Origin of the sequence: Aquiflexum sp., from assembly GCF_041749095.1 — a bacterium.
Lineage (GTDB): Bacteria > Bacteroidota > Bacteroidia > Cytophagales > Cyclobacteriaceae > Aquiflexum.
This window is the reverse complement of the sequence record NZ_JBGTCA010000061.1, coordinates 1-8299: the sequence shown is the minus strand read 5'-3', so window position 1 is coordinate 8299 and position 8299 is coordinate 1. Positions and strand designations below refer to the sequence as shown.

The following is an 8299-nucleotide window of genomic DNA, read 5'->3' as shown; positions in this document are numbered from 1 at the left end:
GGGACTGTCAAGGATAAAACTGTTAAGGTCCAGGCTGGACGGGCAGGGTGCATCGGAAAGACAGCTGTTCTTAAGTGTGGACGGCAGTTATACCAACGGCACAATATTGAAGGGACTGCCTTCCCGGGTTACACTGATCGGGAGGGTAAGGAAGGATGCGACGCTCAATTATCTGCCGGAATCGGAAAAAACAAAAGGCAGAAACCGGAAATACGGTAACCCTGCGCCCACGCCTGAACAAATCAGGCAGTCGGACGCCTTCCCTTGGCAGGAAGTAGCGGGATGGGCCGCGGGCAAAAAGCATACCTTCAAGGTAAAAGTTGTCAGGTCACTTAAATGGAGAGCGGCCGGCCAGGCACGTACTTTTCAATTGGTGGTGATCAGCCCCCTAGCTTACAGACTGAAAAAAGGCGGCAGGTTGCTGTACCGTAAACCGGCCTATCTGGTCTGCTCTGACAATGATCTGGACATTGAAACCCTGTTACAGGCCTATTTATGGAGATGGGAGATCGAAGTCAACTTCAGGGACGAGAAAAGTACAAACGGTTGCGGGGAGGCACAGGTGCGCAATGAAATTGCAGCGGTGAAAGTCCCCCAGTTTGTGGTGGCAATGCACGCCTTTGTCCACCTGGCAGATATCATACTCAACAGGTCAACTACCACCGCTGTATTGCCAAGAGCTAAATGGGAACAAAAAAACACACACCTCAGACCATCAACCAATAACATCCTCAACAACTTCAGGGGATGCTATGTATTCGAAAAAATGGGAAAATCTTTCTCCGACTTCGTAGCAAAACAAAGCCTGATCACCAACGCCATCAATCCGATGATTGACGCTGTAAACCCACTCTTTTATATTCGAAGATAACCAAACTCCAGCCATGGGTTTTAACCCATGGATAAGGTAAATCGAAGTCAAACCAAAGTCCCATAGGGACGGACGATATAAAATAGACCCAAAGACGTATCCCCTCCCTAGGTCACCTTCCCTATGAGTAATTCTAAACAATAAAAAGGTTGACTTCCACACCAAATCCCGGTGCTTCATTGATTACTTAATCTTGACAATCACTTCCTTCTCATCTTTAATGTAAAGGTTGGTGTCATAATATATTGGTGCAGAACCTGATTTACTGTCGCTATGTCTCAAAAAAGGATACGTGTTGGAATTACTTAATATCTTATTTTCCAAATTGCCCTGAAAACCGGGGTCTTGAAAACAGGCCAAATAGACCTCACCTTTGGGAATGCCATAAATGACATGGACTGTTTCTTTATTTTCAATCAAAAATTGTCCTGCTTTGACACTGCGCTGACTAGGTTGAATTGCATTGTCTTTTTTCAAAAGCACAAAACTCAGCATGCCTTTAGGGTTTTTTGCGATAAACCTAAAAACGATATCAATGTAATTGTCCTGAAAAACAGCATCGATTTTTTTTATTCCAGGGTCAAGGAAATGTGCGGACAAAAGGACCTCATCAATTTTAAGTTCCCGGACATTCTGACTTTTTTGAAACAAAATCCTACTGACATCAGGATGATAGTGCTTTAGTCCAAACTGATTGGTATGTATTTCAGCTATCTCAACAATTGTCGAATCTGAAAAATCCATCGCACGTAGATCCAAAAACTTTTTCCCAGGATTCCTTCCTGATGAGAAATGCAGATTTAACTCATCAAGATTGTAAACCACCGACCATTGTGTTTTGTAGGGCTCAACATCTGTTGCAATATTGCTTAGAAGCTCAAATGGATTAAGTTCATCATATACATAGGAGTTTTTCAAGCTGCTGTTGAGATGCACATACCGGTCGAAGTTAGATACCAATTTTTTTCCTTGAATCTCCCCGTTCATCCGATAGTAATTTTCAGAATCCCTTAGGCTTTCTGTAGTGAGGACGATATGTTTCTGTGTTCTGTAATGAATCCCTATTTTCCCATTCAAAAAATCAATGATGACGGCATCTCCTGTACTGTCCGCAAGCATATATTGCAGGGATTCCAGGGGATAGATAGTCAGATTATTTATATGGCCGATTACTTCCTTGACCGTAGCAAAGTTGTCCAATTGATATTGGATCCACTCCAGGTCAGAGATGGTTGGAGAATCATTGATATTTGGATAAACACTGTTTGGCAAAAATAACTTTTCGACTACCAGTCCCTTTTCATTGATGCCGCCCGAGGGAAATTCCTTACCAAACTGGTTGAAAGTAATAGAACCATATTTGGAAGTCCAAGAGGCAGGGTTATTTCCCGACCAACCATAAGCGAATTTGAGTTGCCCCCTGATATTTTTAAAGATATAACCATGGCCTACTTTCCAATCATGGTTTTTTGCCAATAATTTGGCATCATGATCTATATAGAAAGCGGAACTTGCTATCAATATATAAGCTTTAAGGGCAAAAATTAAGGTGAGGAGACCTTTGGCTTTCATAACTATGGGGTGATTTTAAATTACTATATTTGTAATTATTTTTCAAATATAAAAAAATGTTTTTCATTATTACTATTATGTTTTAAAAATATTAAAAAATACGTTGGAATAAAGGGTGAGAGGGTTTATATTTCATGTTAATAACAAAAAATCACTTTCCAACTTCACTTGTTTTTCTCAAATGAAATCAAAACAGAAGATTTATTCACTTTTAGCAGAGTCAAGTTCTTATCTTTATTAGCAACCTTAACTTTCACTTTACCAAATCATCCGAAAAGCCATGAACAAGTACCTTATTCTCTTCCTGATTGCTTTTTCCCTCAATTTTCAGGTCCTCAGCCAAACCGATCGATTCAAAGTGATGAGTTATAATATCTGGAATGGCTTTGATTGGGGAAAAGACATGGACAGAGAGTCTGCTATGGTCAAATGGCTACGGGAACAGGATGCCGATGTGATCGGTTTTCAGGAACTGAATGATTTCACTGCCGAAAAACTACAAGAGCTTGCTTCCAAATGGGGACATCCTTATTCCATACTGCTAAAGGAAGATGGATACCCGATCGGCATTACTTCCAAAACACCCTTGGTACTGAAAACAAAAATGATCGGAGGCATGTGGCATGGCATGCTACATGCCCAAACGATGGGGATAGATTTTTTGGTAGTTCATCTTAGTCCCCAAGACTGGCAGTTTAGAAGAAGGGAAGCAGAAATTCTTTCAGATTACATTCAAAATGGGCTGATCCAAACCGGTCAGGAAAAATATATGGTATTGGGGGATTTCAATGCCCATAGTCCATTTGATATCAATTTTGATAAAAACAATCCCACAGAGCTTCTTTTAGCCCGAAAAGCAGATAGTGTCCGGATGGCAGAAAAAGGTAAAGAAGCTTTTATCAATCTTAGAAACAATACAATAGATTACAGTGTGATGGCAAAATTCCTGTCCCTGCCCCTCATTGATGTGGTCAGGCCACATGTTTCAGAAGCCAAATTAAAATCCTTTCCTACCCCATTGGTAACAGGCGAAATGAATCCTGCTGAAAAAGCTACCTATCAAAAAAGAATCGATTATATCTTGGTAAGCCCATACTTTGAGGATAAATGTATCCATGCAGAAATAATCAATTATGGTGAACCGGAAAGACTGTCCGATCATTTCCCGGTGATTGCAGTCTTTAAAAAATAAGTAAAGGGATTCCGTTCAGGAAATCCCTTTACTCAGAAGATATTTTATTTTCAGTTCCCTTTAAAATCCCCGAAATCGGTATCAAGCATTTCTTCCGATGCATGAACACCTGAATAGACCACAATCCGGTGTTTGAAGGTGACAGATTCCCCGGCACCAAGATTGAAATTAAGTTCTTCCTTGCCTCCGCTCATGGCTTTTTGCCCTAAGGGATTGGCGGCATAGAGACCGTATCCCCTGGAATGCCAGTATGTGGGATATCCAACATTGTCAGGATGGTCGAGGATGGCCAGGGAAACTTTCTCCCCGCTGATTTCCCCGGGGAGATTCATCCATTTGGCCCGGGTTCCCCAGACATCATGGCCTTTGAGCCCCTCACTGCTTTGGTACATACCGGTTACCCCTTCATTGTTCATGGTGGGTACATCCGTCGCCTGCCCACTGGCATCGGTGAAGATTTCCGCTTTATCTGCGGGATGTTCCAGTTCCCGTGCCAGGCGTATCCCCAGCATACCTTCCTTGTTGTCCTTGAATGAAACATCCTTTTCCCCTGCGGTCAGTCGGGTAATGCGATCAATCATCCTTTTATTTCCCTTTGCACTGAAAATAAAAACAGTATTTTCTGTTAGTAAAATTTCTCCTTTGGGACCAATCCAGTCTGAGGTAACTTCCAGTTCACCCTTATCATCTCCACTGCTGATATTATTGATTTCCCTATGAATAATGGAACCATAACCGCTCTTTTTTTCAGCAGGAATGGCATCCGAATTGTTCCAAAAATCAAGGCCATTGACATCTCCATAATTGAGCCACAAACCTATGTGGTGGGGATGGTCAACCCGCTCCCCGGATCTGGGTTCCAAAGGGTAACCCCTTGTCAATAATCCACCCTGAGCGGATTTCAGAGGATACAATACCGGCTTGGCAATAGTCTCAGGATACAGGTAGGCTGTAAAGAGTTCCCCGTTGAACAGCACTTCTACTTTTTTCTCCGCATCCTTTCTTACCAACTCAATTTTCACCTGTTCTTCCATGGATGTATTATCGGCTTCAGCATTTGATTCCCTGTTCTCTCCCGAGCAGGCCATGATGAAATATGCTATGAACACGCAGCCAAAACATCTGTTCATATTTGAATGGTTATACCTCATGATGGATTCAATATTTAAATACTTCTCCACCGGCCAAAACTTCCTGATTCTTTTCGTCGAAAGTCACAAACTTCCCGGTTCTCAAAGCAGCAGTGGTCATGATATTGGCAATGGAATGGTTGTATCCTGCGATCACATCTGCATTGGGTTTTTTCCTGCTTCTTACACATTCCATCCAGTTTTTCATGTGGGCAGAAGTCATGTCATCAACACCGGTATCTGCACCGGTTTCCACTTGGATAGCCTCTGCCAAAGTCATTTCGGGCAATAAATTAGGTTCCATCCCCATGGCATTGGCTTGTCCTTTGCTCAAGCCGCCTCTTGGAGTCACCATATTGGTGTCCAGGTTCAGTTCACCTCCATTGGAATAGTAGATTTCTTTAGTGCCACCCGCTGAATTGGTAAACCTTGAGGAATATACTACCTGAAAACCTTTTGATTTGTCATCCAAAGGCCCATAGTCAAATACTGCTGTCATGGTATCGAAATTCTCTCTGCCGTCTTTCCAAAGGTAGATGCCACCATTGGCAGCCACACTTCTCGGGTGATTTATTCCCGTAAACCAATGGACAGTGTCAATCTGATGGGCCATCCATTGTCCGGGGATACCGGAGGAATAAGGCCAAAACAACCGGTATTCCAGGTATTTTCTTGGATTCCAAGGTTCGTAAGGCCTGTTCATCAGGAACCTTGTCCAGTCGGTGTCCTGTTCTCTGATTTCTTTGGTCAGTTGTGGCAGTCGCCATCTTCCGGGCTGATTGACATTCCAACTCATTTCGACCATGACAATATCACCGAATTTTCCTGACCGGATAAATTCATTGGCTGCATGATAATTGGAACCGCTTCTTCTTTGGGAACCTACCTGTACAATTTTACCTGTCTTTTCCACAGCTGCTCTCGCTGCCCTGTTGTCTTCCATGGTTTCGGCAAAGGGTTTTTCCACGTAAACATCCCTTCCTGCCTCTACCGCTTGCTTGCAATGGAGTGCATGCTGAAAATCCGCAGTGCTGATGATCACCACATCCACATCTTTGCGGTCATATAGTTCTTCGTTGTTTCGGGCAGTTTGAATGGTTTTCCCGCTCTTATCATGCACGTAGGCCACACATTCATCCCTTCTCCTGTTCCAGATATCCGAAACAGCCGTGAATTCAAAATTCATTTCTTTGGAATGCTTCAACATGGCGGGAATCAGCGCCCCTTTGGCCCTGCCGGAAAAACCGACAATACCGACATTTACCCTGTCATTGGCTCCAATGATACGGCCATAGCTACTTGCAGAAAAGGCCAATGCCCCCATGCTGATTCCGGCGGTGGATAAAGCAGACTTCTTTATAAAGTCCCTTCTTGAGTTATTCAGTTTCATGGTATTTAGGTTTATTTTTATAGTTATAATTTTTACATATAGTGGATGCTCTTCAGGTCTATAAATTTTAGGACTTGTATAAATCAATTCAATTCCTTTGGACTTAAATAAAAGCTAATATACCTTGAGAGCATTTTTTTGATTTGATTACCCTTCTTTAGAATTGGCCAGTAACTGATTAAATATAGCGGCCTGTTCTTTCAAAGCCATCACCCGGTCTGTGGGCTCAGTCCGGGCTTCCATTAGTATCCAGCCTTCATAGTTTATCCCCTCAAAAAGATTGAAGAGCTTCTGATAAGGATAATCGCCTTCGTCGAATTCCCGCACATGGACTGTATCGCCGAGCCATTTTTTGACCATATTAAAATTTCCTTCCAATCCTGGGGGCAAGAGGTCTTCGTCATTGCAGTTCCAACATATTTTCACATTGGCTTCTGTGACCTGATCAAAAATAGCTTTCATATTGGGCAGTTCCTGCGTGAGGGGCCCGTGGACCTCGACCCTGACCAACTGATCAAAATCCTGAGCATACTTACCCACCTCATTCAGGGATTTTGCAATCTGTGCAATGGTTTTTTCTTTGGGAACACCTTCCGGTAGGTTGTTGGGCTTCACTTTGATGCCAGTGGCCCCTATATCATGGCAAAGCTTGATGTAGTTTCTTGTCTGTTCGATATTTTCCCGGAGTTTGTTACGATCCGGACTGTGATACTCAAAGTTGCTGCCATATCCGAGACAGGTCACCGGGCTGTCCGCAAAGCGCTGTTTCACTTCCAGCCTCTCAGCGGTAATCAAGTCTGTTTCAACACCATGTGCATGCTGGGTCCTGAGTTCCACGCCCAAGGCCCCCGCTTTTTCACAGTTGGCAATCAACGTTTTTAAATCCCAATCTTTGCCCCATTGGTATGTGACCAAACCAAATTTCATGGCTGACCGGTTATTGGAAGTACAACCGGATATGGGATTCAATGCACTGATACCAATGCCTGTGATCAGGCTTCTTTGGATAAATTCACGTCTATTTATATGGATTGGCATGTTAGTATACTTTTGGGGATATTATTCAAAACCCTAATTCAGGTATTCGGGCAAAGAATAATTTGAATATAAATCAAAATAGATTAAATAGGAAGGACAAAGGTCTATTAGTCATGCAATCGATTTCGTATCCGGCTATACAACGTCTGGAAGACCACTTGAATATTTTATAAGGTTTCAGCCAAATCAGCCATCAAATCGGTTACAGATCACGGCATCAGAAGATTGGGCAGGTGTGATATTTTAACCTTGTTCAATAGTATGCTACTTTAAGTCCTTTATTCTTCTGTTGGAATAGGTGGTATCAAGGTAAGTATAAATTTTCTCAAATGTTTCTCTGTTGAAACGGGTGTTCACATGATGCCACTTACCACTTTCAAGCTCAAGATTAATGGAATAAACCTTGCCTATCCAGAGGAAAGTTGCTTCCTGTATGTTCCAACTTTTCAGTTCTTGATTTAGGTTAATTTCCTTTTTCCGCATCGGATAATGTAATTCCATGTTATCGCCCAACAACCGGATATCTGAACTTCTTCTCGTGAAATATACCAAAGGTAAAAACACCAAAGCAATAAGAAAACCCACGATTGAAATACCTATAAAAATTTCCATTTTAGTTATTTTATTTTGAAGAATTATAACAAAGCCGGTGCCAAAGGATGAAATCCAATCGATTAGTTCCCTACTTCGATTCTTTACTTTTATATAAAATAATGTCTGACATAAGTGACTAAAGTTAAAAATCATGATATATATCTCCTTTATTTTTCAATCCCAACGATTTAAAAATCTTTCGCTTCAATGGATAGAGAAATGCCAACCTGTCTTTGAAAAGGTGTGCGGAATGGAGGTAGGTACTTTCAAAAAGTTGCCGCTGACTTTGATTGATATGTAATTCCTGTACCGGATTTTGGGGATCAAAACTAATCAGTGCCAACCCTCCCCACATTTCCCGATAAGTGCCATTATGCCAGTAAGAGCCGGTTACATAATCCAATTCCGCATAAGCGACAAACTGTGGATGGCTTTCCAAAAATGTCCGGATACCTTTCCGACATTCGGGATTGAAACTGTCATGCATCAAAATGGTGATGGGATGCTGATGA

The 8299-nt window shown here is 42.1% G+C and carries 7 protein-coding genes and 1 pseudogene; 2 read left to right on the top strand and 6 right to left on the bottom strand.

All coding sequences use genetic code 11. The features are described from left to right. Positions 1 to 871: pseudogene (locus ACEW8O_RS03930) on the top strand (hypothetical protein); the annotation flags it as partial. A 183-nt stretch (positions 872 to 1054) separates the two neighbouring features. On the opposite strand, the gene ACEW8O_RS03925 reads toward ACEW8O_RS03930, so the two are convergent. Next, the gene (locus tag ACEW8O_RS03925) at positions 1055 to 2443 is read right to left on the bottom strand and encodes a linear amide C-N hydrolase (RefSeq protein WP_373493321.1); all 1389 of its coding nucleotides are present in this window, start codon (positions 2441 to 2443) and stop codon (positions 1055 to 1057) included. 280 nt (positions 2444 to 2723) lie between these two features. On the opposite strand from ACEW8O_RS03925, the gene ACEW8O_RS03920 reads away from it, so the two are divergent. Continuing rightward, positions 2724 to 3635: an endonuclease/exonuclease/phosphatase family protein gene (locus ACEW8O_RS03920; protein ID WP_373493320.1), complete on the top strand. Its 912-nt coding sequence runs from the start codon at positions 2724 to 2726 to the stop codon at positions 3633 to 3635. Positions 3636 to 3685: 50 nt separating this feature from the next. On the opposite strand, the gene ACEW8O_RS03915 is transcribed toward ACEW8O_RS03920, so the two are convergent. From ACEW8O_RS03915 to ACEW8O_RS03895, 5 genes are all read right to left on the bottom strand, one after another. Next, the gene (locus ACEW8O_RS03915; protein WP_373493319.1) at positions 3686 to 4765 is read right to left on the bottom strand and encodes a PmoA family protein; all 1080 of its coding nucleotides are present in this window, start codon (positions 4763 to 4765) and stop codon (positions 3686 to 3688) included. Positions 4766 to 4793: 28 nt separating this feature from the next. Beyond that, positions 4794 to 6155 (bottom strand): Gfo/Idh/MocA family protein, encoded by a 1362-nt coding sequence (locus ACEW8O_RS03910; RefSeq protein WP_373493318.1) that lies wholly within the window; start codon positions 6153 to 6155, stop codon positions 4794 to 4796. Between the two features lie 147 nt (positions 6156 to 6302). Beyond that, positions 6303 to 7193: a sugar phosphate isomerase/epimerase family protein gene (locus ACEW8O_RS03905; protein ID WP_373493317.1), complete on the bottom strand. Its 891-nt coding sequence runs from the start codon at positions 7191 to 7193 to the stop codon at positions 6303 to 6305. A 264-nt stretch (positions 7194 to 7457) separates the two neighbouring features. After that, positions 7458 to 7805: a hypothetical protein gene (locus ACEW8O_RS03900; RefSeq protein ID WP_373493316.1), complete on the bottom strand. Its 348-nt coding sequence runs from the start codon at positions 7803 to 7805 to the stop codon at positions 7458 to 7460. A 124-nt stretch (positions 7806 to 7929) separates the two neighbouring features. Then, the coding region (locus ACEW8O_RS03895) for a hypothetical protein (RefSeq protein ID WP_373493315.1) at positions 7930 to 8299 on the bottom strand (370 nt) is incomplete at its 5' end.